General features: G+C 70.6%; 23 protein-coding genes. 7 read left to right on the top strand and 16 right to left on the bottom strand.

All coding sequences use genetic code 11. The features are described from left to right. Positions 1–187 precede the first annotated feature (187 nt). Together AMA02S_RS20120 and AMA02S_RS20115 are read right to left on the bottom strand one after the other, a co-directional pair. On the bottom strand, positions 188–1228 hold the full coding sequence (locus AMA02S_RS20120; protein ID WP_067460912.1) for a beta-propeller fold lactonase family protein: 1041 nt from the start codon (positions 1226–1228) through the stop codon (positions 188–190). A 44-nt stretch (positions 1229–1272) separates the two neighbouring features. Beyond that, positions 1273–2127, bottom strand: coding sequence for a hypothetical protein (locus AMA02S_RS20115; RefSeq protein WP_157430738.1), 855 nt, complete (start codon positions 2125–2127; stop codon positions 1273–1275). Between the two features lie 549 nt (positions 2128–2676). Between AMA02S_RS20115 and AMA02S_RS20110 the strand changes: the two genes are divergently transcribed. After that, positions 2677–3372 (top strand): arsenate reductase/protein-tyrosine-phosphatase family protein, encoded by a 696-nt coding sequence (locus tag AMA02S_RS20110; RefSeq protein WP_067460910.1) that lies wholly within the window; start codon positions 2677–2679, stop codon positions 3370–3372. Positions 3373–3552: 180 nt separating this feature from the next. Here the strand turns inward: AMA02S_RS20110 and AMA02S_RS20105 are convergent, their stop codons facing one another. Genes AMA02S_RS20105 through AMA02S_RS20085 form a run of 5 tightly spaced genes read right to left on the bottom strand, consistent with a single transcriptional unit; the run spans position 3553 to position 8624 of the window. Then, positions 3553–4644: a glycerate kinase family protein gene (locus AMA02S_RS20105; protein ID WP_067460909.1), complete on the bottom strand. Its 1092-nt coding sequence runs from the start codon at positions 4642–4644 to the stop codon at positions 3553–3555. Continuing rightward, the gene (locus tag AMA02S_RS20100; protein WP_067460908.1) at positions 4641–5489 is read right to left on the bottom strand and encodes a shikimate dehydrogenase family protein; all 849 of its coding nucleotides are present in this window, start codon (positions 5487–5489) and stop codon (positions 4641–4643) included. The genes AMA02S_RS20105 and AMA02S_RS20100 overlap by 4 nt, the downstream gene beginning before the upstream one ends. A 23-nt stretch (positions 5490–5512) precedes the next feature. Then, positions 5513–6286, bottom strand: coding sequence for an enoyl-CoA hydratase/isomerase family protein (locus AMA02S_RS20095; RefSeq protein ID WP_067460907.1), 774 nt, complete (start codon positions 6284–6286; stop codon positions 5513–5515). Then, entirely contained in the window at positions 6283–7857 is a 1575-nt protein-coding gene (locus tag AMA02S_RS20090; RefSeq protein ID WP_067460906.1) for an acyl CoA:acetate/3-ketoacid CoA transferase, read from the bottom strand. Before AMA02S_RS20090 ends, AMA02S_RS20095 begins: the two co-directional genes overlap by 4 nt. Next, on the bottom strand, positions 7854–8624 hold the full coding sequence (locus AMA02S_RS20085; RefSeq protein ID WP_067460905.1) for an SDR family NAD(P)-dependent oxidoreductase: 771 nt from the start codon (positions 8622–8624) through the stop codon (positions 7854–7856). Before AMA02S_RS20085 ends, AMA02S_RS20090 begins: the two co-directional genes overlap by 4 nt. 47 nt (positions 8625–8671) lie before the next feature. Between AMA02S_RS20085 and AMA02S_RS20080 the strand changes: the two genes are divergently transcribed. From AMA02S_RS20080 to AMA02S_RS20065, 4 genes are all read left to right on the top strand, one after another. Beyond that, positions 8672–9691, top strand: a complete 1020-nt coding sequence (locus tag AMA02S_RS20080; RefSeq protein ID WP_084265384.1) for an amidohydrolase family protein — start codon at positions 8672–8674, stop codon at positions 9689–9691. Positions 9692–9753: 62 nt separating this feature from the next. Continuing rightward, complete coding sequence (locus AMA02S_RS20075; RefSeq protein WP_067460903.1) at positions 9754–10914, top strand: Gfo/Idh/MocA family protein; 1161 nt, start codon at positions 9754–9756, stop codon at positions 10912–10914. After that, on the top strand, positions 10911–12086 hold the full coding sequence (locus AMA02S_RS20070; protein ID WP_067460902.1) for a dihydrodipicolinate synthase family protein: 1176 nt from the start codon (positions 10911–10913) through the stop codon (positions 12084–12086). Before AMA02S_RS20075 ends, AMA02S_RS20070 begins: the two co-directional genes overlap by 4 nt. Further along, positions 12083–12901 (top strand): sugar phosphate isomerase/epimerase family protein, encoded by an 819-nt coding sequence (locus tag AMA02S_RS20065; protein ID WP_067460901.1) that lies wholly within the window; start codon positions 12083–12085, stop codon positions 12899–12901. Before AMA02S_RS20070 ends, AMA02S_RS20065 begins: the two co-directional genes overlap by 4 nt. A 2-nt stretch (positions 12902–12903) precedes the next feature. On the opposite strand, the gene AMA02S_RS20060 is transcribed toward AMA02S_RS20065, so the two are convergent. The 6 genes from AMA02S_RS20060 to AMA02S_RS20035 form a co-directional block, all read right to left on the bottom strand. Next, positions 12904–13929 (bottom strand): LacI family DNA-binding transcriptional regulator, encoded by a 1026-nt coding sequence (locus tag AMA02S_RS20060; RefSeq protein WP_067460900.1) that lies wholly within the window; start codon positions 13927–13929, stop codon positions 12904–12906. Positions 13930–14175: 246 nt separating this feature from the next. Further along, entirely contained in the window at positions 14176–15189 is a 1014-nt protein-coding gene (locus tag AMA02S_RS20055) for an amidohydrolase family protein (protein ID WP_067460899.1), read from the bottom strand. Beyond that, complete coding sequence (locus tag AMA02S_RS20050) at positions 15186–16001, bottom strand: ABC transporter permease (RefSeq protein ID WP_067460898.1); 816 nt, start codon at positions 15999–16001, stop codon at positions 15186–15188. Before AMA02S_RS20050 ends, AMA02S_RS20055 begins: the two co-directional genes overlap by 4 nt. Continuing rightward, positions 15998–16792: an ABC transporter ATP-binding protein gene (locus AMA02S_RS20045; RefSeq protein ID WP_067460897.1), complete on the bottom strand. Its 795-nt coding sequence runs from the start codon at positions 16790–16792 to the stop codon at positions 15998–16000. The genes AMA02S_RS20050 and AMA02S_RS20045 overlap by 4 nt, the downstream gene beginning before the upstream one ends. Further along, positions 16789–17649 (bottom strand): ABC transporter permease, encoded by an 861-nt coding sequence (locus tag AMA02S_RS20040; protein ID WP_084265383.1) that lies wholly within the window; start codon positions 17647–17649, stop codon positions 16789–16791. The genes AMA02S_RS20045 and AMA02S_RS20040 overlap by 4 nt, the downstream gene beginning before the upstream one ends. After that, entirely contained in the window at positions 17646–18629 is a 984-nt protein-coding gene (locus tag AMA02S_RS20035; RefSeq protein ID WP_067460896.1) for an ABC transporter substrate-binding protein, read from the bottom strand. Before AMA02S_RS20035 ends, AMA02S_RS20040 begins: the two co-directional genes overlap by 4 nt. Positions 18630–18843: 214 nt before the next feature. Here AMA02S_RS20035 and AMA02S_RS20030 point away from each other — a divergent pair, with 214 nt between their 5' ends. Continuing rightward, on the top strand, positions 18844–19881 hold the full coding sequence (locus AMA02S_RS20030) for a LacI family DNA-binding transcriptional regulator (RefSeq protein ID WP_369688398.1): 1038 nt from the start codon (positions 18844–18846) through the stop codon (positions 19879–19881). 337 nt (positions 19882–20218) lie between these two features. Continuing rightward, positions 20219–21121 carry a hypothetical protein gene (locus AMA02S_RS20025; protein ID WP_218005055.1) on the top strand — a complete coding sequence of 301 codons (903 nt, stop codon included), beginning with the start codon at positions 20219–20221 and terminating at the stop codon, positions 21119–21121. Positions 21122–21164: 43 nt separating this feature from the next. Here AMA02S_RS20025 and AMA02S_RS20020 read toward each other — a convergent pair whose 3' ends face one another. The 3 genes from AMA02S_RS20020 to AMA02S_RS20010 are packed head-to-tail and all read right to left on the bottom strand — an operon-like array spanning position 21165 to position 24064. Then, complete coding sequence (locus AMA02S_RS20020) at positions 21165–22154, bottom strand: asparaginase domain-containing protein (RefSeq protein WP_084265381.1); 990 nt, start codon at positions 22152–22154, stop codon at positions 21165–21167. Then, positions 22151–23101 carry a TauD/TfdA family dioxygenase gene (locus AMA02S_RS20015; RefSeq protein ID WP_067460894.1) on the bottom strand — a complete coding sequence of 317 codons (951 nt, stop codon included), beginning with the start codon at positions 23099–23101 and terminating at the stop codon, positions 22151–22153. Before AMA02S_RS20015 ends, AMA02S_RS20020 begins: the two co-directional genes overlap by 4 nt. Before the next feature lie 18 nt (positions 23102–23119). Beyond that, a complete protein-coding gene (locus tag AMA02S_RS20010) occupies positions 23120–24064 on the bottom strand; it encodes a TauD/TfdA family dioxygenase (RefSeq protein WP_067460893.1) in 945 nt (314 codons plus the stop codon). Between the last annotated feature and the right edge of the window lies 1 nt (position 24065).

Raw genomic sequence — 24065 nt, 5'->3', positions numbered from 1 at the left:
CGGACGTCGTTCAGCGCCACCATGCCGAGACAACACAGATGGGATGAGCGACCGCTATTCCGCCTGGCGGGGCGGCCTTGCCGCAGGCACGCCTGCGCCCCGAGGCAACCGCACCCAGACCCGGCACCGCGGCCCCGGGGCCCGCGATTCGCGCGGACCTCGGGGCCGGAGGGAAGGCCGGATCGGGTCAGCGGGTCAAGGTGAGGACCGAGACGGTGTGGGAGCCGGTGTTGGTGACGTAGAGGTAGTCGCCGTCGGGACCGGAGGCGGTCCAGCGGGGGTCGTCGCCGACGGCGACGTCACCGAGGATGCGGTGGGTGCGGGTGTCGAAGATGCTGACGGTGTCGGAGCCGGAGTTGGCGACATAGGCGATGCGACCGCCGCGGTAGAGGTTGAGACCACGGGGGTTGGCGCCGACGGTGATGGTGTCGGTGACGGTGCGGGTGCGAGTGTCGATGACCGAGACCGTTCCAGCGATGGTGTTGGAGATGTAGAGGGTGCGGCCGTCGGGGGTGACCAGGGCGCCGCGTGGTTCGTCGCCGACGGTGATGGTCGCGGCGACCTTCAGGGTGCGGGTGTCGATGACCGAGACGTTGTCGGAGTCGGAGTTGGCGGAGTAGGCGGTGCGGCCGTCGGGGGTGAAGGCGATGCCGCGGGGGGACAGGCCGACGGGGATGGAGGCGGTGACGGTGTGGGTGGCGGTGTCGATGACGGTGATGGCGCCTGAGCCGGTGCTGCTGACGTAGGCGTGGCGGCCGTCCGGGGCGACGGCGACCCAGCGGGGGGCATCGCCCACGGTGACGGTCTTGATGACCTTCTGGGTGTGGGTGTCGATGACCGACAGGTTGTCGGAATCGCGGTTGGGGATGTAGACGAACTCGCCATGGCGCACGAACGCGACGCCGTAGGGGAACGTGCCGACGTTGATGGTGGCGGTCGCTTTCCGGGTCTCCACGTCGATGACCGAGACGGTGTTGGAGCCGGCGTTGGCGACGTAGGCGGTCTCATAGTCGGGGTCGAACGCCACCGCGCGGGGGTTGAGGCCGACGGGGATGGTGGCCAGCACGACGGGCTTGTGGGACGGGTGGGCCGCCTCAGCGCTGTGCCGGGCGAGGTTGTCCGCGTGGGCCTCCGGGACGGTCAGAGGGCCGGCCGTGAGAAGCGCGGCGCCGGTGAGGAGGGCGAGCGAGGACAGACGGATTCTCGGGGTGTGGTAGCGGGCCGACATTGGGCAGCATCCTTTCGGGAAGGGAGAGCGCGTGGGCGGCGATGTCACCCGGTGGGAGCGCCTCTGGGGGCAGGTGCCTCGGGAGTTGCCACCCTGCGCTGATGCAGGGCGCGGGCGTAGAGTCCCGCCATGAGGATCAGAGCGACCGGCAGGACGTAGTCACCATCGCGTTCCACGAATTGGAACCATTCCTGCCCGACGAGAGGCCGCAGCAGTTCGGTGCCCAGTTTCCAGGCCAGCACGAAGAGCAGCAGCGCCCGTCCTGGTTTGACGAGGACGGCCAGGCCGAGCAGGATCTCGAAGATCCCGAACGTCACCATGAGATGGCCGGATTCGACCGTGGAGCGAGTGAGACCGAAGAAGTCGAAGAATTTGTACCAGTAGGGCTTGTCCTCGAAGGCGCCGAAGCCGCCGTGGCCGATGAGGAGCAGGGCCAGCCCGCCGCGGGCGGCCCAGTGCGCGCCGATGAGGGCGCTGTCGGAGACGGAGGCCGGCGCGTCGGCGCGCAGGAGCCAGCCGCGCACCGACCAGCCGCCGAGCCCGACGAGGATCAGCAGGGCCAGGGGCATCCCGTAGTTGCCACCCCGCTCCAGGAACTCCCACCAGCCCTCGCCGACGGCGGGGCGCAGCAGCGCCGTGAAGACGCCCCACACGGTGGCGTGCAGCAGCAGGATCCGGGCCGGCCACACAAGGACGAGAAGTCCCACGGTGATGTCGATGGCACCGGTGATGTAGAACATGTGGTCGAGGGCGAAGTCGGCGGAGATGCCGAACAGGTCGTAGTAGGGCAGCCAGGCCCGCGAGCGGCTCAGCCCCGCCCACCCGTGCCCTACGTACTCCACGGCCACCCCGATGCGCAGCAGCCAGTACAGCTTGGTCAGGGTCGGGGCTCGCATCATGGCCTCCCACCTGCCCGTCCATTCCGTCCGCGTGATATGAGTCATCGCGAACACCGCCAATCGTGGTTGTTTTGCTCGGACGAGAGGAACGTAGACGCGGGCGACGCAAATAGAAAGAGGCTTGACTGCCAATTCCAAAAGACGCGTAATACCTCCTATTATTAGGCAAGAGAAAATAAATCTCTCGGCGCTGCGACCGGCGCTCATGGCCCAAATCGAGATTATGTGCGGGACCGAGGGAAATGGCGCGTCGCCAATGCGGCCCTGGCGGCGGGCCGGGTCAGGGGCGCGCCGGTCGCGGGGTCTCCCCGGGCTTCAGGACGCGGGGAGGTGGGAGTCGTCAAAACGGCGGGAAGCCATCCGTCAGCTGGATGGCAGGCCCGGGGTGTGGCTGCGACGTCGCCGCGAGGTCAGCGTGGCGAGGTCGCGCGGGGCAGAACGCGTCGACGGCGGGGCGGGCCTTCGGGCATGGAGGCCTCCAGGGGGCGGGGGGCCGGCCGTCGAACGACGGCCTTGACGCATGAAAACACATCAGCAAGCATTGACTCAATGGAAGTTGACCTATCCTCGCTGCGGGGGCGGGCGGCGGCGCATCACGCGCTGGGCGACCCGGCGCGGCTGGCGATGATCGAGGCACTGATGGTCGGCGACCTGGCTCCCGGGGAACTCGGCCGCACGCTCGGCCTGCCGTCGAATCTGCTGGCCCACCATCTGGGAGTGCTACAGGCGGCGGGGCTCATCGGGCGGACGCGTTCGCACGCGGACCGTCGGCGCACCTTCGTACGGCTCATCCCCTCCGCGCTGCGGGCCCTGCATCCGGTCATGAGGCTGTCAGCGTCACGAGTGGTGTTCGTCTGCACCCGCAACGGGGCCCGCTCGCCGCTGGCCGCCGCGATCTGGGCGGACCGTTCCCCGATCCCGGTCGCCTCCGCCGGCATCCAGCCCGCGCCACGACTTCATCCCCGCACGGTGAGCACCCTCCGCCGACACGGCCTGCGGCTGCAGAGCCGCGGCACCGCGCACATCGATGACGTGCTGACCTCCGCCGACCTGGTCGTCGCCGTGTGCGACAACGCCTACCGGGAGATGGGTCCGGCACCCCGGCGGACCCACTGGTCGGTGCCCGACCCGGGCCCGGTCGACACCGATGAGATCTTTGAGCAGGTCTTCGAGGAACTCGCCGAGCGCATCGACTGGCTCGCCGCCCTCACCAGCCCACCACCGAGCCAACCCGCCGCGAGATGACCGTCCGCGGCTCATTGACGGCCCGGGCGGACGGAACTCGACAGCGCTCAAGCGGTTGGGATGGCCGTCTCCCGCGATCATGTGAGACGCCGCGATCGACGCTCCTGCACCCCCATGCCCGAGGCCCTTCCGGCAAGAGGCGCGTCGCCGCTGACCGAGATCGAACACCACGGGACGCCCTCAGCCGGCGTGCGGCAGGCCGGCCGCGAGCCGTGCCGCCGCGAGCCGCAGATAGTGCGCCGGCCTCCGCATCGCCTCCCGCTCCGACCCGGCCAGGGCGACGAGACCGACCATCCTCACCTCCGGCCGCCGGACCGTCACGCTCCCGGCGATCACGGCCGCCGGCACGCCGTGGCGCTCGGCGAGGCGGACGACGTGTCCCGTGACCTTGCCCGCGTAGGACTGCTCGTCGTGGCGCCCCTCCCCCGTGACGACGAGCTCCGCACCGGCCACGCGGTCCGGCAGCCCGCTCAGCTCGCTCAGGTACTCGGCGCCCGACACCATCGTCGCCGGCCAGAAGGCCGACAAGCCGTACCCGATCCCGCCCGCCGCGCCGGCGCCCGGAGCCTCCGGTTCACCGCCGACCACGTTCGCCCAGCGGCGGAGTGCGTCATCGAGGACCGGTACCAGCGCCGGGGCGGCGCCCTTCTGGGGGCCGAAGACGGTCGCCGCGCCCCGCGGGCCGAACAACGGCACGTCGACGTCGCAGAGGACCAGCAGCCCGCCCGGTGGAGGTTCCAGCAGGTCCGCGGCATCGGCCCCGGCGACCACCGCGAGCCCCGCGGCCCCGGGCGGGACGTCGCGTCCGGCCGGACCGGACAGCCGGACGCCGAGCTCGCGCAGGCAGCCGGCGCCGCCGTCGGTGGAGGCCGACCCGCCGAGGCCGAGGATGATCCTGCGGGCGGGCGCCCCGCGGGCCGCGCGCAGCACGACCCCCAGCGGTGCGCTGTCGGCGCCCACCGGGTCGCCCGTACCGACGAGCGGGAGCCCGCAGCATTCGGCGAGCTCGACCACCGCCGTGCCGTCACCCAGCAGAAGCCAGCGCGCCTCGTGCGGACCGCCCGGCAGCACCACCGTCGTCGTCCGGACGACCGCGTCCGGACGCGCGGCCCGCACCGCGTCGATGGTGCCCTCCCCGCCGTCGGCCTGGGGCCGGCACTCGAGCATCGCGCCGGGCCGTACCCGCCGGAACCCCTCGGCCATCGCCTCGGCGGCACGTGCCGCCGAAAGGCTCGACTTGAACGAGTCGGGGGCCAACACCACCCGCGTCACCGCTGCGGACCGCCCTCCGCGAGCAGGGGGGCGACAGCCCGCCGCATCGTCTCGGCCGGATCAGGCAGACCCGTCCAGCGGCACCAGGCGGCGGCCGCCTGCGCGACGAGCATCCGGTCACCGTTGGCGGCCCGCATCCCGCGGGCCCGGGCCCGGCGCACCAGCTCGGTCTCGGCCGGGGTGTACACGACGTCGAACACCGCCGCGGACGGATCGATGAGCTCGACGTCGACGACCGGCCCCGGTGAGAGCATGCCCACGGAGGTGGCGTTGACGAACAGGTCGGCCTCCGCCAGCCGATCGCGGACCCGCGGGTCATCGAGGGCGAGGGCCTCGATCGTCGCGGCGTCGCCGAGGTCGTCCGCGAGCCGCCGCGGCATGGCGACGTCGAGGTCCAGGACGGTGAGGCGGCCCGCGCCCGCAGCGGCCAGGCCGTAGACGGCCGCGTGGCCGACGCCGCCCGACCCCGCGACGACCACCGACCGACCCTCGACGCCCCCGTCGAGGCAGTCCGTCACACCGGCCATGAACCCCAGGGCGTCGGTGTTGAACCCGATCAGCCGGCCGTCGGGCTCGGCGGCGACGCTGTTGACCGCGCCGATGCGGCGGGCGTCGGGCTCGATCTCGTCGAGCAGGTCCATCACGAGCAGCTTGTACGGCGCGGTGATCTGGAAGCCCATCCACCGGCCGCGGCGGGCCTCGGCGATCTGCTCGGCCAGCCCGGCCTCGTCGACTTCGCGCAGTTCGTACCGCGCGTCGACGCCCGCGGCCTCGAACGCCGCGTTGTGCATGACGACGGAGTGCCGCCGCTGGAGGGGGCGGCCGAAGAGGGCCACTGTGCGCATGTTCTTCTCCTGTGCCGATGTGGTCAGCGGCCGCTGAACCGGGGCGGTCGTTTCTCGAGGAAGGCTTCCGCGCCCTCCAGGATGTCGTCGGTGGCGAAGACGGCCTCGGAGCCTTCGAGCTCCCGGGCCAGTCCGCCCTCCAGGGCCGTCTCCGCGGATGCGTCGAGGAGCCTCTTCGCGACGCGCATCGCGACGGGGCCGCGCGAGGCGAGTGCCTCCGCCATCCGGCGGGCGGCGTCGACCGCCTCCCCGTCGTCGACCACGCGGGTGACCAGCCCGATGGCGAGCGCCGTCGCGGCGTCGATCGGCTCGCCGAGCAGGATCATCTCCTTGGCGCGCGCCTGCCCGACCACCCGCGGCAGCCGCTGTGTCCCGCCGCTGCCGGGCGTCGCGCCGAGTTTCAGCTCGGGCATCCCGAGTTTGGAGCGCCGGGTCGCGATCCGGAGGTCGCAGCACAAGGCCAGTTCGAGCCCACCGCCGAGGGCGTGGCCCTCGATGGCGGCGATGGTGGGCGGCTCCAGCCTCGCGAGCTGCCCGTAGACCAGCCGCTCCAGGAGCAGTTTGTCCTCGGCGACACGTCCGTGCAGCGAGCGGAACTCGGCGATGTCGGACCCGGCGCAGAACGCCCTGCCGCCTGCCCCGTACACGATGACCGCCCGGACGCCCGGATCGCCGGCAACCGCGCGCAGCACCGCGCGCAGCTGTCGCGTCAGCTCCCGGGAGACCACGTTCATCGGTGGGTTGTCCAGGACGATCTCGGTGCACGCCCCCGGCACCAGGTGCACGAGCTCTGTCATGACGCCGCTCCCTCCGCGGCGAAGGCCGCCGCCAGCCCCATCGGCCCGGCCGCGAACAGCCGCGGGTCCATGAGCGCCAGCGGGCCGTCGACGGTGGGCTCGACGTCCATGTGGGCCAGCACGTCCTTGTCCACGTCGATTCCGGGCGCCACCTCGATCAGCCGTAGGCCCTCGGGGGTCAGCTCGAACACCGCGCGCTCCGTGACGTACCTGACGGACTGGCCCTTCTCCGCTGCCAGCCGCCCGTTGAAGCTGATCTCGGTCACCGCGCCGACGAACTTGCGGTGCCGGCCCTCCTGGAGGATGGTGAGCGCCCCGTCCTCGAAAGCGACCCGGAGCCCGCCGACGGTGAACGTGCCGACGAAGCACAGCCGCTTCGTCCGGGTGCTGATGTTGATGAACCCGCCGGGCCCGCGCGGGCGCTCGTCGAAGGCGTGCACGTTGACGCTTCCGAACCGGTCGACCTGCGCGAACGACAGGCTGGCGATGTCCAGCCCGCCGCCGTCGTAGAAGTCGAACATCGAGGGCTGCTCCAGCCGCGCCTGGTAGTTGCGGCCCGCGCCGCCGTCGCCGCCGAAGGCCGGCACCCCGCCGAAGATGCCCTGCTCGACGGTGAGCGTCAGCTTCTCCTCGACGCCCTCCTCGGCGGCGATCGCGCCGATCTGCTGCGAGATGCCGAAGCCGAGGTTGCAGATGTCGCCGGGACGGAACTCCAGGAACGACCGCCTCGCGATGACCTTGCGGACGTCCAGCGGCGACACGGCCGCGCCCGCCGCCGGCGCCCGTAGCTCACCGGAGTAGTACGGGGAGTACGCCGTCGCATAGGTCTGGCGCTGCCCGGCGTCCACGTAGACGAGGTCGACGAGGGCGCCGGGAACACGGACGTCCGCCGGACGCAGGGACCCCCGTGCGGCCAGTCGCCCGGCCTGGACGACGACCGTGCCGCCGTTGTTGTGCGCGGCCATCGCCAGCGCGAGCGAATCGCCCAGGATCGGCTCATGCTCGAACGTGAGGTTGCCGTCCTCGTCCGCCGTGGTGGCCCGCAGGACGGCCACGTCGATGGGGAGCGCGTGATAGAACAGCCACTCCCGTCCGGCCAGCTCGACCACCTCGACGACGTCCTCGGTGGTGCGCGCGTTCTGCCTGCCGCCCGTCTGCCGCGGATCGACGTAGGTGCCGAGGCCGACGTGCGTGATGTGCCCGGGCCGTCCGGCCGCCATGTCGCGGCACAGCGCGGAGAGCACGCCCTGCGGGAGTGAGTACGCCTCCAGCGCGCCGTCGGCGACCAGAGCGCCGAGCCGTGGCTCGTTGCCGATGTTGCTGCCGACCGTCCGGCGCGCGAGGCCCGGCAGAGCCAGCTGCGAGAACCCGGTGTCGGCGAAGTCGCCGATGCCGACGACCCTGACGGTGGTCAGGTCGCGCGGATGCCCGGTGTCGGCGAACTGCGCCGCCAGTGCGTCGATGAACGCCTGGGGAACGCCGTGCCCGGCGCCCGATCCGGCGACCCAGACGGCGTCCCCGTCGCGAACGAGGGCGAGGGCGTCCCGGACGGTCCCGATGACCGGGCTCATGGCATCAGTCCTCCGCTGTTGGGGTGGAGGGTCTGACCGATGAGCAGCGCGGAGGCGTCCGAAAGGAGGAAGACCACGCAGTCTGCGACCTCCTCGGGCTCGCCGAACCGGCCGAGCGGCAGCTCGGACATCCGTTTGCGGCCGACCTCGCCCCGCATCACGGTGCGACCCATGTCGGTGTTGGTCACACCGGGCGCGACGCTGTTCGCCCGGACCCCCCGTGGCCCGAACTCGCGCGCGATCGACTTGGCGAGCGCGATCAGCCCGGCCTTGGCGCTGGCGTAGTGCGCGACGCCCGGCCAGCCGGTCTGGCCGAGCCGGGACGCGATGTTGACGATGCTTCCCGAACCGCGTTCCAGCATCCCGGGCAGCACCGCCTGGCTGGCGTGGAAGGCCGCGGTCAGGTCGGTCGCGATGACGTGGTCCCACTCCCCCGCGGTCGTCTCCAGGAACGGCGACTCGGGCATGACGCCCGCGTTGTTCACGAGCCCGTCGATCCGGCCGAACCGCCGCTCCGCCGCCGCGACGAACGCGAAGACTTGATCGCGTTCGGTCACGTCGCAGCGGTGGACCTCCGCCTCGACGCCGAGGGACCGGGCCTCCTCGGCGACGCTCTTGGCCCCGGCCTCGCTCTCGCGGTAGGCGATCGCCACATCGGCTCCGGCGGCGGCAGCGGCCAGCACCACGGCCCGCCCCAGCCCTCGGCCGCCACCGGTGACGGCCACGACCCGGTCCTGGAGCGGACCCGCTTCATTTCGATCCGGCATGACCCATCTCCTGTAAGCGCTTTCAATTTTCGATACCATCTCACAGCATGATGGCCACTTCAAGACCCTTGCCCGGCCGCCCCACCGGTCGCGTCGTCGACGTCCACGCGCATGCCGTCCCGGCGGCCCTGCTCGACGAGCTGGCGCACGGCGGATCCGACCCGGCCCTGCCCTCGCTCACCGGCGACCGGCGCGTCCGGTTCGGTGCGCGGCTGACGCCGCCCGTGCCCACCGCCCTCACCGACGTGCGCTCCCGCATCGCCGAGATGGACCGGACCGGCGTGGACGTCCAGGTCATCTCGCCGTGGACGGAGCTGAGCCCGGACGAGCTCGCCCCGGCCGCGGCCGCGAGATTCCTGCACGCCCTGGACGAGACGATGGCGGCGGTGGTGGCCGTGCGGCCCGACCGGCTCCTCGCCCTGACGCTGCTCGACCGGCGCGACCCCGCCGCGGCGGCGGCCCGGCTCAGGCGCGCCGCGGCGCGCCAGGACTTCGCGGGCGGCGAGCTCACGGTGGGAGGAGCCGGGCCGCGGCTGGACGACGAGGGCTGGGATCCGCTCTGGAAGGCCGCCAGCGATACGGGTGCGGCGGTGCTGCTGCACCCGTGGCGGGCGATGTCCCCGGCGGGCCTGCGCGGCGGCCGGCTCGACGACATGGTGGACAACCCGGCGCAGTCCACGGCGGCCGTCGTCGCCCTGATCCTCGCAGGCGTCTTCGACCGCTTTCCCGACCTGCGACTGTGTGTGGTGCACGGTGGCGGCTTCCTGCCGTACCAGGCGGGCAGGCTCGACGCGATCGCCCGGCTCCGCGCCGACTGGACCGATGACCGCGTGCTTCCGAGCTCGGTGCTGCGGCGCCTCTACTACGACTCGCTCACCCATTCGGCGACGGCGCTGTCCTGGCTCGTCGGCTTCGCGGGGAGCGATCACGTGCTGCTCGGCAGCGACTTCCCCTTCTCCACCGGGGACCCGGAGGCGGTCACGAAAGTGGTGGCGGCTCCCGGCCTGACCGGCGCCGAGCGCGGCGCCGTGCTCGGCGGCACCGCGCGCACCCTCTTCGGTTGCTGATTCTTGACAGTCGTCATCCGGCCTGGATAGAAAGCGCTTACAGAAATCCAAGGAGGCACATCATGGATCAGGTCCGGATCGGCGTCATCATGAACGGCGTCACGGGACGCATGGGGACGCGGCAGCACCTCGACCGGTCGATCGTGGCGATCCGCGACCAGGGCGGGCTCACGCTGCGGGACGGCCGCCGGCTCGTCGTGGATCCCGTCCTCGTCGGGCGCAACCCCGCCAAGCTGGAGGCCCTCGCCCGCCGCTACGGCATCGAACGCTGGACGACCAGCCTCGACGAGGCCCTCGCGAACGACGAGGACACGATCTACTTCGACGCGCAGACGACCAACATGCGGGCCGCTTCGATACGCGCGGCCATCGCCGCGGGCAAGCACGTCTTCTGCGAGAAGCCGACGGCCGTCTCGCTCGATGAGGCCCTTGAACTCGCCAGGCTCGCCCAGGACGCCGGCGTCAAGCACGGCGTCGTTCAGGACAAGCTGTTCCTGCCGGGCATCCGCAAGCTCAAGCGGCTCATCGACGGCGGCTTCTTCGGCACGATGCTGAGCTTCCGGCTGAACTTCGGCTACTGGGTCTTCGAGGGCGACTGGCAGCACCTCAACCGCCCGTCGTGGAACTACCGCAGCGAGGACGGCGGGGGCCTCGTCCTGGACATGTACCCGCACTGGCGCTACCTGATCGACAACGTCGTCTCGCCGATCAGGTCGGTCCTGTGCCACAGCGCGATCCACATCCCGAAGCGCTGGGACGAGGACGACAGACCCTACGAATCCACGGCCGAAGACGCCGCCTACGGCCTGTTCGAGCTGGAGAACGGCGTCACCGCACAGTTCACGACGTCCTGGGCCACCCGGCCCTACCGCGACGAGATCGGCGAGTGGCAGCTCGACGGCACGCACGGCAGCGCGATCGCCGGGCTCCGCGAGTGCCGGGCCCAGTCCCGGGCCAACACCCCGATGCCGGTGTGGAACCCCGACATCCCCAACCCGATCGACTTCCGGGCGGGATGGCTGGAGGTCCCCGACAACGAAGAGTTCGAGAACGCGTTCCGCGTCCAGTGGGAGATGTTCCTGCGGCACGTGGTCGAGGACGCGCCGTTCGGCTGGGACCTGCTTGAGGGGGCCAAGGGCGTCCAGCTCGCCGAACTCGCGCTGCGCTCATCGCGCGAGCGTCGCTGGATCGACGTGCCCGAACTGACGATCGGGTCGGCGTGACCTCGATCCTGCTGCCCTCCGGCACCGGACTGGAGAGGTACACGGTGCGGGGGTCGTCGCGGAAGCTCGCGAGCCGCCGCGACACACCGCGGACACGCCGCGCCTACGCGGCCGCACACGTCGTGGCAGATCCGCTGGGCACGGTCGACCCCGCGCTGAATCCGGCCATCGACTGGGACGCGACGCTGAGCTTCCGGCATCACCTGTGGGACCTCGGCCTGGGCGTCGCGGAGGCGATGGACACCGCGCAACGCGGCATGGGGCTGCCACCGGGCCGGGTCCGGGAGCTGATCGAGCGGTCGTGCCGGGAGGCGGCGGGCCGTGGCGCGGCCATCGCGTGCGGGGCCGGCACCGACGACCTCCCGGACGACCGTCCGGCGCCCCTCGCGGACATCGAGCGGTCCTATCTCCGCCAATGCCGGTGGATCGAGGACGCCGGCGGCCAGGTCGTGCTGATGGCGAGCCGGGCGCTCTGCCGCGCCGCACGCTCCGCCGAGGACTATCTGTCCGTCTACACGAACGTGCTCGGCTCACTGACCCGGCCGGCGATCCTGCACTGGCTCGGCGACATGTTCGACCCGCGGCTGGCCGGCTACTGGGGCACCGGCGACCTGGACGCCGCCGCGGACACCGTCGTCCGGCTGATGTCGGAGAACGCGCGGGCGGTCGACGGCGTCAAGATCTCCCTGCTCGACGCCGGACGGGAGGTCGACCTGCGCCGCCGGCTTCCGGCCGGCACGACGATGTTCACCGGGGACGACTTCAACTATCCCGAGCTCATCAGGGGCGACGGGCACGGCCACAGCGACGCGCTGCTCGGCGTCTTCGACGCGATCGCGCCGCTGGCGGCCGAGGCACTGGCACTGCTCGACGAGGGCGAGCAGGACGGCTTCGCCCGCGTACTGGCGCCGACCGTGCCGTTGTCGAGAGCGATCTTCGAGACTCCGACGTACCACTACAAGACCGGTGTCGTCTTCCTCGCCTACCTGCGCGGTCTCCAACCGCACTTCATCATGCTGGGCGGGCATCAGGGCGCCCGCTCTGTCAACCACCTCTCCCGCCTGTTCCGCCTCGCGGACCAGGCGGGCCTCATCGAGGACACCGATCTCGCGACCGCGCGCATGCTCGCCGTGCTCGCGACCGCGGGAATCGACGGAAGGAGCGCCGCGTGAGCGTCGAACGGCTCGGCATCAACCAGATCACGGTCAAGAACTGGACCTTGGAGGAGACGGTGCGCGGCCTCGCACGCCACGGGATCGGCTGGCTCGGAGCCTGGGCCGGGCCCGTCGAGGAGTACGGCGCCGACCGGGCGGCGACGCTGCTGCGCGATCACGGGGTGCGGGTGTCCAGCGTCTGCCGCGCAGGGTTCTTCACCGGCCGCAACCCCGACGGGGGCGGCCTCGACCACGCGGCCAACCGCCGCGCCGTCGACCTGACCGCCGCGATCGGTGGGGATGTGCTCTACCTGGTCAGCGGCGGTGTGCGCGACGACCTCGACCTGCCACGCGCACGTGCGGCCGTGGCCGAGGGCATCGCCGGTCTGGTGCCCTACGCGGCGTCGGCCGGGGTCCGGCTCGCCGTCGAGCCGCTGCATCCCATGATGTGCGCCGAGCGGTCGGTCACGGTGACCCTCGGCCAGTCCCTCGACATCGTCGAGCAGTTCGAACCCGCTCATGTCGGGCTCGCCGTGGACACCTACAACGTGTGGTGGGATCCCGGCCTCCATCCCTCCCTGGCCCGCGCGGGCGAGCGGATCATCGGCTACCAGGTGTGCGACTGGCTGGTGCCCCAGCCGCATCCGACGTTCGGCCGCGGGCTCCCGGGCGACGGCGCCATCGACATTCCCTCGATCACCCGTGCGGTCGACGCCGCCGGCTACACCGGACCGATCGAGGTGGAGATCTTCAACGAGGAGGTGTGGGCGAGGGATCCCGACGAGGTCCTCGCGGGCGTCGTCGCGGGCTTCGCCCGGCACGTCCTGGGCTGAGCTCACCGAGGCGCGGCGGCGCTCTCCCGCAGCACCGGCGCCCCCTCGACCTCCACCGTGTGGCGGGGGGACGGGGGGCGCAGGGCGAGGTCCATCGCCGTCTCACCGACCCGCTCGAGCGGGACCTCCACGGTCGTCAGCCTGGGCACCGCGTCGACTGCCGCGGGCAGGCCGCCGAACCCGGTCACCGACACCTCCTCCGGCACGGAGATCCCGTTCGAGCGCAGCCACGACAGCGCGCCGAGCGCCATGACGTCGGCCACGGCCATGAGGCATCCCGGCGGGTTCCGGCGGCTCATCAGCGTCTGCGCGCCGGACAGCCCGCCCTCGCGCGACAGGTCGGTGTAGACGACGTCGTCTCGGCGCAGGACGATGCCGTGCTTCTTCAGACCCTGCCTGAGGCCCTGGAGACGGTCCCGCACGGTGAGCAGCCGCAGCGGGCCGGCGATCACGCCGAACGAGGTGTGCCCGAGCTCCACCATCGCGTCGGCCAGCCGTCGCATGCCGCCGATGTTGTCGATCTGGACGAGGTGACCGATGTCGCGCCCGCGTGTCACCGAAACGACCGATCCACCGGACTCCTGGTAGGCCAGCAGTTCGGTGCGCATGGCGGCGTCGTGTGCGGTGTCCCGGAACGCGCTGCCGGCGAGGACGAGGGCCCTGACCCGCTGGTCGATGAGCCGTTTGACGTACTCGAGCTCGCGGGCGGGATCACGGTAGGTGCAGACCATGTTGACCAGGAGGCCCTCACGCTCGGCCACCGAAATGACGCCGCCGCTCAGCAGGGCGAAGTAGCTGTCGCGGACGTCGTGCACGACGAGCCCGACACTGGTCGAGGACGCCGTCGCGAGCGCGCGGGCATGCGGGTTCGCCCGGTAGCCCAGCTCGGCGGCGGAGGCGAGCACCCGCTCGCGCAGCGCGGCCCGGCCGCCGTAGCTCGGATCGCTCAGCATCCGTGACGCCGTCGCGATGGAGACGCCCGCGTGTGCGGCGACGTCCTGCAAACGGACCAGACTGTGGTCGGCCATGGGTGTCGGTTCCTCCCCCGGTGCGGTCCGTCATATCGTGGCGGAAACCGTAAGCGCTTACAACTCACCCCCTCGACCCGAGTCCGCTCGCCTTCCGGGGGCTACCGACCATTGAACCTGAAAGCGCTTGCTACTGGGGGGACATCCGTGGTCGAGACCGAACCGCCGGCCGATCGGAGCTGCTGCGCGCCGGGGCGCGCCGGGTCGCCGCCGGGACACTCCCGGAACGACGACCCGCCGCGGACGTCATCGTCCGCCGGAGAGCCGCATCAGGCGCCGGATGTTGCGGTGGTAGATCTGGTCGCGCGCGGCGTCCGCGATGTCGAGAGCGTCGAGGACGCGGATGGTCTCGCGGATGTACAGGGGCCCGCCCTCGGGGTCGAAGGGGCAGTCGGTGCCGAACAGGACGTGGTCGACACCGAAGAAGTCCAGGCCGCACCGGGTTCCGATGGCCGAGCCGGACAGCGAGGTGTCGGCGTAGAAGCGCCGGAAGTGGTCGAGCGGCCGGCGCGGCGCGTGCCGTAGGCGCTCGTAGTCATCGCCGGAGGTCCGGCTGCCGAGCTGGTCGCCCCAGCCGAGCCCGATCCGGCCCTCCAGGTACGGAATCATCGCGCCCATGTGATGGGTGATGATCTTGAGGTCGGGATGCCGCTCGAACAGGCCGGAGAACACCAGGCGGGCCATGGCGGCGCTGGTCTCGTACGGCCAGCCCAGCGCCCACCAGATCTCGAATCTGGAGGTGTCCTCGGTGGCGTAGTCCGCGAACGCCGCGGTGCGGGCCGGATGCATCCAGACGGGCAGATCCCGTGCGGCCATCTCGGCGAAGACGGCGGCGAACGCCGGATCGTCCAGCGGCCGGCCGTTGACGTTGGTGAAGACCTGCACACCGCGGGCGCCGAGTTCGTCGACGGCGAACGCGAGCTCGGCAAGCGCGGCGTCCGGGTCGTTCATCGGCAGGGAGGCGACGAAGGCCGGAAAGCGGTCGGGACGTCGTTCACACAGCTCGCGCATGGAGTCGTTGGCGAGCCGCGCCAGCGCCGCCGACTCTGCCGGGCCGCAGAGAAGCTCGATGGGCGGCGAGGACAGCGTGAGCACCTGTTGGTAGCCATCGCCGAACTCGTCCATGATCCGCAGACGCTCGTCGAGGTCGTGCAGCGCGGGCAACTCCAGCCAGCGTTTGAACGCCGCCGGGTCGGCGAGCTCGCGCATCCGCTCGAAGTACGGTCCGGGCAGGATGTGGCTGTACGCATCGATCTTCATCGGTCTCCTCGCGATGTCCGCGGCATCCAGCGGGTGATCCTCCGGTCGACGGCCTGCACGAGGGCCACCGCGCTGAGGGCCACGGCGATGATCACCAGGAGGACCGCCAGGACGCTCGCGCTATCGAATCGCCCGCCCGCCTGGGTCACGACCCGGCCCAGACCGACGACGGCGATGAACATCTCGCCGTTGATCATTCCGGTGACGGCGCGTCCGACACCGAGCCGGACACCTGCCATGATCATGGGCGCCGCGGCGGGCAGCATGACGCTCAGCAGCACCCGGCCCTCGCCGGCACCGTAGGAGCGGGCCATCTCCACCAGGTGCGCCGGTACGCCCTGGATCGCCGACGCCGTGTTGATGATCATGACGAACATCGCGTACATGACGACGACGGCGACGATCGAGCCGCGCCCCTCGCCCAGCAGCGAGAAGAAGATGGGCGCGAAGACCAGCGACGGCGCGGTGAGCAACGCGTACACGTACACGCCGAGGGCGGCCTCGACCTTGCGGAAGCGACCCATGGCCACCCCGATGACCAGACCCCCGATCAGGGAGAGGGCGAATCCCAGGGCCAGGTTGATAAGGCTGTCGCGCAGACTGCTGAAGATCAGCCCGCTGGACGCCATGTCGACCAGCCGCGCCAGTACGGTGCTCAACGGGGGGAAGAACGACGCACCCGCCAGATGCCCCACCGACTCCCAGATCGCCCCGGCGGCGGCCAGGCTGACCGGAGCCGCCGGCAACCGCCGCCAGGACAGGCGCCTGCGTGCTCGGGCGGCGGCGCCACGGTGCTGCGCGAGCGCGCTCATCCGGCCGCCTTGGCCGGACGGTGCTCGGCGTGCATGTCACGCAGCCGGTCCCACAGGTAGGCCGTGATCTCGACGTATTGCCCGGAACGTTCCACTGCGCCGACGTCGCCGGAGCGCGGCCGTTCCAGCGGAACCGGAACGATCTCGGCGATCTGTCCGGGACGGGCGCTCATCAGGACGACGCGGTCGCCGAGGAGCACCGCCTCCTCCATGCTGTGAGTGATGAACACGACGGTCAGCCGATGCTCCTCCCAGATGGACAGCAACTCTTCCTGGAGCAGGCGTCGGGTCTGCTCGTCCACGGCGCCGAAGGGCTCGTCCATGAGGAGCACCTGCGGGCGGACGGCGAGGGCGCGCGCGAGCCCGACGCGTTGCTGCATGCCGCCGGACAACTCACCGGGCCGCTTGCTCTCAAAGCCCGCCAACCCCACCGTGTCGATCAATGCGCGGGAACGCTCCTCACGCTCGGCGCGGCCGACGCCGCGCATCCGCAGCCCGAAGGCCACGTTCTCCAGCACGGTCGCCCACGGGAGCAGCGCGAAGTTCTGGAAGACCATGCTTCGGTCGGGGCCCGGCCCGCGCACCGGTGCGCCCTCGATCCTGATGTCGCCCTCGTCCCAGGGGATGAGCCCCGCGATGGTCTTCAGCAGCGTGGTCTTACCGCAGCCGCTGGGGCCGAGCACGGTCAGGAACTCGTTGCGGTGGACGTCGAGGTCAACCTCGTGCAGCGCCTCGACGGTGCCGCCGTCCTGACCGATGAACGTCTTGGACAGTCCTCGTATCTCGATCATCGAACGCTCCTTGCCGTGGTGGTCTGCGCCCATCGGGTCAGCTTGCGTTCGGCCCACCGTGCGACGGAGATCAGCAGCAGCGCCTCCGCCAGGATGATCACGATGGTGCCGTAGAGGAGCGGCGCCTTGAACAGGCCGCGGTACTCCAGGATCAGGCCGCCCAGCGCGTCGGAGACCATGAGCAGCTCGACGATGACCATGCCGGTCACCGCGCGCCCGAGGCCCAGCCTGATGCCCGTCATGATCGCCGGCAGGGCGCCGGGCAGCAGGACCCGCGTCCAGACGCGCCGCTCGTCCGCCCCGAACGAGCGGGCCATCTCGATGAGCGACGGGTCCACCTGCCGGACCCCGGTGCGGGCGTTCACCACCACCATCACGATCGAAAAGATCGTGACGAGGATGACCCGCGCGGTCAGCCCGAAGCCCACCGACATCACCAGCAGCGGGATGATCGCCGCCATCGGGGTGACCAGCAGGATGTTGAGGTAGACGTCGGCCAGGCGCTCCACCGTGCGGAACCGGCCGAGCATGATGCCCGCGGGCACGCCGGCGACGACGGTGATTCCGAAACCGATGGCCAACGCCTGGTTGCTGACGTACATGGCCCGCCACAGCTCCGCGCTGCCGAGCAGTTCGACCGTCGCCTCGACGGTCTCGGTGAAGCTGGGGATGAGCAGGCCGCCCCGCTGCCGGACGTAGAGTTCCCAGCCCGCCGCGAGGACGGCGAAGGTGAGCAGTTGGTAGGGCAGGCTGTGGTCGGCGATGCGCCGCAGCAGGCCGGGGCGCCGTGCCGGGCGAGGACCGGTTCGCGCCCCCGGCTTGCGGTGCGGCGACCCGTGCGTCGTCGCGGCGGTCATCGGGCCGCCTCGACGAAGGTCAGGTCCGCCGCGTCCTTCGCGGTCATACCCCGCTTGAGCACACCTGCCCGGACGAAGAAGTCGATGGTGCCCTGGACGTTCTTCTCCGTCAGCGCCGCCGCGTCGAACAGCCGCGCGGCGGTGTAGCGCTGGGCGACCTTCGCCATCGCGGCGCCGTCCTCGTCCGGCAGGTACTTGGCCGCCAAGGCCACCAGGTACCGCGGATCCTTGTTGATCTTCGCGTGCTCGCGTACCAGCGAGTTCACCAGGGCCTGCGTCACGCTCTTGTGCTCGGTGATGAAACCGGTGTTGGCGTACACGGTCTGCGGGCGGAGATCGGGCAGGCTCTCGGCGAAGTCGGCGATCTTGGCGAACCTGGCACCGGTGGCCTCCAGGGCGACCACGTCGGAGACCTCCAGCGCGGTCGCGGCGATCCGGCCGGCGACGAGCGCCTGGGCGCGTACGTCGGAGCCTCCGATCGTCAGGTACTTGGGCCGCTTGCCGGCGCCGCAGTGGGTCTTCACCCACTCCTTGACCATCGCGGTCGCGGTCGCACCCTCGCTGAAGATCCCGAAGGGGCTCCCGTTCAGCTGATCACAGGAAGAGATGCCGGACTTGCCGTAGATCGCCCACTGGTTTCCGATGGCATCGGCGATGATCTTTATCGGGGCGTCCTGTTCCACCGCGAGCAGGGCGGCGCTGGTCGCCTCGGCCGAGATCGCATACTCCCCCTTCGCCAGCCCCTCGATGGACAGTTCGGGCTCCGCGAGCTCAACCACCTTGATCTTGTGGCCCTGCCGGCGGAGGTCGTCGATCGCGGCGAGGATCGGCACGGTCGTGATGTCCGGTTCAGTGACCGCCACCTTGAATGAGAGCGTTCCATTCTTGTTGGTCTCGGCCGCGCCTCCGCTACCGCACGCGGCCAGGGCGGCGAGGGTCGCGAGCGCGGCGAGTCGTCTCAGATGAGTCCCGGCGTGCACAGCCTCCTCCTTCGAGATCGCGCCGGCTCTCTCGGATTCGTATCGAAAGACGAGGTAGTCGGCTAGGCAAACGTATGCCTTCCGCCGCATAGTAGTGATCGGTACCACATCGATGTCAAGAGCCAACCCCAGGTCCGAACGCCCGGAAGCTGCATGGATCCGTTGCCGACGTCGCAGGCCCATGCCATGATTAGGAAAACGTTCTCCTTGGAAGGTGGCCGTGAGCTCACTCGCTGAAGTCGCTCAAGCGGCAGGTGTGTCCGTGTCCACCGCGTCGCGCGTCCTCACGGGGTCCAGCCACCCCATCTCCGCCAAGACCCGCGCCAAGGTCATCGCGGTCGCCGAACAGTTGGGCTACTCGCCCAGCGCGCTGGCCCGGGCGCTGGTCTCGCGCAGCAGCCGGCTCATGGGCATCCTCGTGAGCGACATCGTCAACCCGTACTTCTCGGTCATCGCCCGCGGGGTGGACGACATCGCCAGCCGCGCCGGTTACGTCACCATGCTGTGCAACGTCGATCGCCGCACCACCACGGAGATCACACGGGTGCAGACCATGCGCGACTACCGCGCGGCGGGGGTCATCTTCGCAGGCAGCGGCTACGTGGACGACCCGCAGGAACCTGAGCTCGCCAAGGCCGTCCGCCACGCGCAGGAGCAGGGCATCCACGCCGTGTCGCTCACCGCTCGCACCATCGGGTGTCCCGTCATCGCCGCCGACCCCCAGGCCGCCGCGTACGACATCACCGACTACCTCATCTCACTCGGCCACCGCCGGATCGCCTTCATCGAGGGACCGGAGGACATGGTCGCCACCCGGCAGCGCCGGGACGGCTTCCTCGCCTGCATGAGCAACGCCGACCTCACCGAGGGCGCGCACCTGTTCCCCGGCGGATTCGACTTCGAGGCCGGCCACGCCGCGACCATGCGGCTCATCGCGCGCCCACCGCTGCCCGACGCCATCATCGCGGCCAACGACGAGGCCGCCGTCGGCGCGCTCAACGCGCTACGGCAGGCGCACATCAACGTGCCCGACGAGATCTCCGTGGCCGGCATCGACGATCTCCGAGTTGCCCGGTTCGTCGGTCTGACCACGGTCAGCCTCCCGCTGTACGAGATGGGCGCGATGGCCGCCCGCCACATCATCGACACCCCTCCGGAGGCCGCCACCGGCGCCGCCGAGACCACCACTCTGAGCCACCGCCTCATCCCCCGCGAGACCACCGCGCGCCGCGCCGCTCGCACGTCCGGCTGACCCCCGCGGCGAGACGGCCACTTCGCACGGACGGTTTCCTGGTCTTTATTTTTCAACTTCGGGCCGGGGTAGGTGAAGGCGATCTTCGCGTGAGATCGGTTTTCCAGCGTTTTCCACTGCGAGGCGCAGCGCGCTGAGCTGCGGCTTCAGAGGCCATTCGACCCGTATTCACAAAATTCGACGAACGCGGCAGGGATCGAAGCAAATTACCATCCCAAAATCAGACATTGGTCGCGCCGTGTCGCACCAGGCGCGCCCGGCTCCCGCCGAAGCGAGGTCCCCCGTGAAACGTACCGGCCGTTCGGCCCTGTTGACCGCCACTGTTGCCCTGTCGCTGGTGCCCGGCCCCGTGGCCGCGGCCGCCCCCCTGTCGAGCGGCCAGGCCGCCAAGGTCGCCCGGGCGGCTGCGCCCTTCTGTTATGGCGAGCCCTCGACCCCGGCGGCCGACATCAACGATCTCAAGGGGCGCTTCAGCTCCTCGAACTGGATGCCGACCTTGCAGGAGATGTACAAGCGGCGATGGCCCAGCGGGGAGAAACTGGCCATCGCGCAAGCGAACGACAAGTACTGGACCCAGTTCGTGAACACCAAGAGCTTCGATGGATTCGCCGAGTCGATGATGGTGGCGATCCACGAGGAGACCCACATGTGGGACCTGGATCCGTCCCGGACCAAGTGGAACGAGTACACCGCGTCCTGGATCAACGCCTCGCAGCAGGCGACCAACGTGCCCCTCCAGGGCGGATTCCCCCGCAAGGAGATCCTGCCGCTGATCACCGACAAGCTGAGCGACAGCATGGACGGCATCTACCTGCGGGACTCCCAGCAGGGCGCCTACCTGCTGCAGGGCGTGCTGGCGGAGCTCAACGCCGGGCTGACCGGGCTGCCCGCGGTCACCGTGGTGCAGGAGTTCATCAAGGGAGTCGGGGCCAGCAACGCCCGTGACATCGCGGCCACCAACCTCCGCTACCTGCTGCTCTACCTGCGCGTGGCCAAGGACAAGCACCCCGACTACTGGGCCAAGATCAAGAATGAGCCGAAGCTGCGCGAGCTCGTCCTGACCCAGTTCCTGCGCACGGCCTACTGGCTGGAGAAGTCCGCGCCCTACACCGGCAAGATCGGCAGCCCCGACGCCGACAAGATCACCGCGACGAACTACGCGCCGGCGAACATCGCGATCGTCGAGGAGTTCACCGGCGCGACCGTTCGCCGCGACACCGACAAGCACTGCACCACCTGATCCGCACCGGCGCGCGCACCCCGGCATCACCTGGCGCCGGCAGCTACGAGACCTCCCCGAGCATCGCGATCGAACCGGTCGAGGGGGACTCGTCGGTGAAGATCTGCTTGGCTTCGGCCGGGGTCTGCGCGCGGGTCAGCGTGAGCATCAGGAGGATGCGCGCCTTGGGCGGGGGGAGGTCGGTTCCTATGACCGCTTCTTCCTGGGGGTAGGTCGCCCCCCTCGGGGTGTGCGGGGCCGCCACGAAGGTGATGCCCTTGCGAGCCAAGGTCCGGGCCGCCTGCTTCTGTTCCGGGGACAGCGGCCCGGACAGGACGATCCCGGCGGCTCCCGCCTCGGCGGCGGCCAGCAGGGTCTCGGGTCCGGCATCGAGATAGCCGGGCACGATCTCCACCTTGGAGATCTCCCCCGGACGGATCTCGAACGGCGTCCAGTGCTCCCTCGTGGCGGGGACGCGCTGGAGCCTGATCCTGGTGCCGTCGATCGTGCCCAGCCGGCCCAGCTCCGCGGACTGGAAGGCATGGGTGCGCTGGGTGTCGCTCTTGACCGCGTCCCTGGCCGCGAGGATCTCGTCGTTCAGCATGACGACCACGCCGAAGGACCGGGTTCGGCCGCTCGCCGCCAGGAATATCGCGTTGTAGAGGTTCACCGGGGCGTCCGAGCCGATGACCGTCCAGGGGCGCAGGGAGCCGGTGACGACCACCGGTTTGGTACGTGCCAGCGTCAGGTCAAGCCAGTACGCCAGCTCTCCCAGCTCGTTGGTACCGGTCGTCACCACGACCGCGTCGGCGGTGGTCAGCGCCCGCTCCACCGTGTGGGTGAGGGCGCACAGGCCGGAAACGGTGTGGTGGTCGCCCGCGAAGTCGGCCGCCGTCACCTCGGCGACCTCGTCCAGCTCCGGGCGGAGCGCGTCGACCATCTCCGCGACGCGCAGCCGCCCGGACTCGTACCGCTGGAAGCTCACCCTGGTCTCCGCGACGCCGGCGATGGTGCCGCGAGCGCCGACCACGGCCACTCGTCTGGCACCGGTCACGCGGAGGGCTCCGCCATCGCGACCGCGATCTTGCGGGGACCGGTGAACGGCTCACGACCATGCGCCGCCAGCATGTTGTCGACCACCAGCACGTCGTCGCGCTGCCAGTCGTATCGCACGGAGGACGCGCGGTAGCAGTCACGCAGGTGCGCCACGACGTCGTCCGGGATGCGGCCGCCATCGCCGTAGTAGGTGTTGGACGGCAGCTCGTCCTCGCCGAAGACCTCCAGCAGCCCCTCGGCCACGTCCACGTCCCGGGTGGTGATGTGGAAGAACGTGGCGTGGTTGAACCACACGCGTTCACCGGACACCGGATGGACGTGCACCGCGTCCCGCCTGGCCCGGGTGCGCAGGGCGTCCGTGCCGCGCCACTCGACCTCGATGTCGCGCTCTCGGCAGTAGGCGGCCACGGCGCCCCGGTCGGTCGTGCCGAACGTGTCGCGCCAGGACGTACCGAAGTCCTCATGGAAGTTGCGGACCACCATCCACCGGCGGCGCTCGAACTCCTCCCGCACCGACGCGTCGATGCGGGAGTACACCTCGCGGATGTCCGCCAGCGGCGTCGCGCCCTGCCCGGTGGGCGGCTCGATGCAGTAGAAGTACAGCGTCCGCGGCCAGACCGACTGATAGGAGTTCTCGTTGTGCAGGAAGATCTCCTCGCCCGCCGGATAGTCGGTCGAGGTGTAGACCCGGCCCTTGATCGTGCTGCGCGGGGACGACCGCTCCGCGTAGGTCAGCGGCGGCGAGCCCGACACGGTTCGGACCACGCGGTCGAGTCCGTCGACACCGCCCACGTCGAACCCGCGCAGGAGCACGGCCCCGTCGTCGGCGAGCCACCGCCGGATCTCCGCGCGATCACGCTCCAGCAGGCCCCGCAGGTCTGTGCCCTCATCCACACGCTCGATGACACGGGGTAGCACACGGCCCGCCTGCGCCGCACTCGTCATGTTCCCTCCGTCGGTTGTTCAGTCGGTCATCGCCACCAGCACCCGCCGCTTCCCGGTGAAGGGGCGGCGGCCATGCCCCACCAGCACGTTGTCGATGAGCAGCACGTCACCTGCGACCCAGTCGACATCGACCGCCGCGTCCAGCCCGCGGTCGCGGACCTGGACGACGTGCTCGGCGGGGATGGGGCCGCCGTCGGCGTAGGACACCGACTGCGGCAGATCCTCTTCCGGCACGGCGGCGGCCAGCGCCGCGGCGGTCTTGTCGCCCAGGGCGGCCGGATGCCACTGGTCGGCCTGGTTGAACCAGACTTCGTCGCCGGTCACCGGATGCCGGAGGGTGGCGGGCCGGGTCTGGCTCACCCGCAGCCCCCCGTCGGAGCGCCACTCCCACGTGGTGGCGCCCATGTCCGCCAGGTAGGTCTCCACGCGGTCGCGGTCGTCGGTCTCGAAGGTGTCCTGCCAGCTCTTGCCGAGCCCGAAGCCGTCGTGCAGGTTCTGGGTGTAGCGGACTCCGTCCGCGAAGGCGTCCCGCACCTCCTCGTCCAGCGCGCCGAGCCACCGCGTACCGTCCACGACCGGGGTCGCGCCGCCGCTCTCGGCGGCGACCTCGCAGAAGAACATCAACCGCGACGGCCACCGGGCGGAGTAGGAGAGTTCGTTGTGCATCGAGATCGTCATCTCGGCGGGATACTCGGTGGAGGTGTAGACGTTGTCCCCGACCTTGGTCCGCGGCGAGTTCCCGTGCACATAGGCCAGCCGGTTGGGCAGGACGCCGTCCATGACCGGTTCGAGCCGGTCGCGGGTGACGCCGAAATCACGGAAGACCAGTGCCTTCTCCTTGACCAGGAGGTCACCGATCAGCTGCCGGTCGGCCAGGTATGCGAGGAGTCCGTCGACGTCCGCCGAGGCTCCGATATCGCCGGGCCGAATCTCCAAAGGCGTCCAGCCGTGCTCATCGTCCATG

Origin of the sequence: Actinomadura macra NBRC 14102, from assembly GCF_001552215.1 — a bacterium.
Lineage (GTDB): Bacteria > Actinomycetota > Actinomycetes > Streptosporangiales > Streptosporangiaceae > Spirillospora > Spirillospora macra.
Note: the sequence above shows the minus strand (reverse complement) of the source record. Positions and strands in the feature narration are given on the sequence as shown.

What these genes read in the sequence shown, in the direction of transcription:
- AMA02S_RS20075 (WP_067460903.1), top strand. Translation starts at nt 9,754, where the DNA reads ATGGATCAGGTCCGGATCGGCGTCATCATGAACGGCGTCACGGGACGC.
- AMA02S_RS20060 (WP_067460900.1), bottom strand. Translation starts at nt 13,929, where the DNA reads ATGGCCGACCACAGTCTGGTCCGTTTGCAGGACGTCGCCGCACACGCG.
- AMA02S_RS20015 (WP_067460894.1), bottom strand. Translation starts at nt 23,101, where the DNA reads ATGACGAGTGCGGCGCAGGCGGGCCGTGTGCTACCCCGTGTCATCGAG.
- AMA02S_RS20045 (WP_067460897.1), bottom strand. Translation starts at nt 16,792, where the DNA reads ATGATCGAGATACGAGGACTGTCCAAGACGTTCATCGGTCAGGACGGC.
- AMA02S_RS20010 (WP_067460893.1), bottom strand. Translation starts at nt 24,064, where the DNA reads ATGGACGATGAGCACGGCTGGACGCCTTTGGAGATTCGGCCCGGCGAT.
- AMA02S_RS20055 (WP_067460899.1), bottom strand. Translation starts at nt 15,189, where the DNA reads ATGAAGATCGATGCGTACAGCCACATCCTGCCCGGACCGTACTTCGAG.
- AMA02S_RS20080 (WP_084265384.1), top strand. Translation starts at nt 8,672, where the DNA reads ATGATGGCCACTTCAAGACCCTTGCCCGGCCGCCCCACCGGTCGCGTC.
- AMA02S_RS20100 (WP_067460908.1), bottom strand. Translation starts at nt 5,489, where the DNA reads ATGCGCACAGTGGCCCTCTTCGGCCGCCCCCTCCAGCGGCGGCACTCC.
- AMA02S_RS20095 (WP_067460907.1), bottom strand. Translation starts at nt 6,286, where the DNA reads ATGACAGAGCTCGTGCACCTGGTGCCGGGGGCGTGCACCGAGATCGTC.
- AMA02S_RS20115 (WP_157430738.1), bottom strand. Translation starts at nt 2,127, where the DNA reads ATGATGCGAGCCCCGACCCTGACCAAGCTGTACTGGCTGCTGCGCATC.
- AMA02S_RS20090 (WP_067460906.1), bottom strand. Translation starts at nt 7,857, where the DNA reads ATGAGCCCGGTCATCGGGACCGTCCGGGACGCCCTCGCCCTCGTTCGC.
- AMA02S_RS20085 (WP_067460905.1), bottom strand. Translation starts at nt 8,624, where the DNA reads ATGCCGGATCGAAATGAAGCGGGTCCGCTCCAGGACCGGGTCGTGGCC.
- AMA02S_RS20110 (WP_067460910.1), top strand. Translation starts at nt 2,677, where the DNA reads ATGGAAGTTGACCTATCCTCGCTGCGGGGGCGGGCGGCGGCGCATCAC.
- AMA02S_RS20040 (WP_084265383.1), bottom strand. Translation starts at nt 17,649, where the DNA reads ATGACCGCCGCGACGACGCACGGGTCGCCGCACCGCAAGCCGGGGGCG.
- AMA02S_RS20050 (WP_067460898.1), bottom strand. Translation starts at nt 16,001, where the DNA reads ATGAGCGCGCTCGCGCAGCACCGTGGCGCCGCCGCCCGAGCACGCAGG.
- AMA02S_RS20120 (WP_067460912.1), bottom strand. Translation starts at nt 1,228, where the DNA reads ATGTCGGCCCGCTACCACACCCCGAGAATCCGTCTGTCCTCGCTCGCC.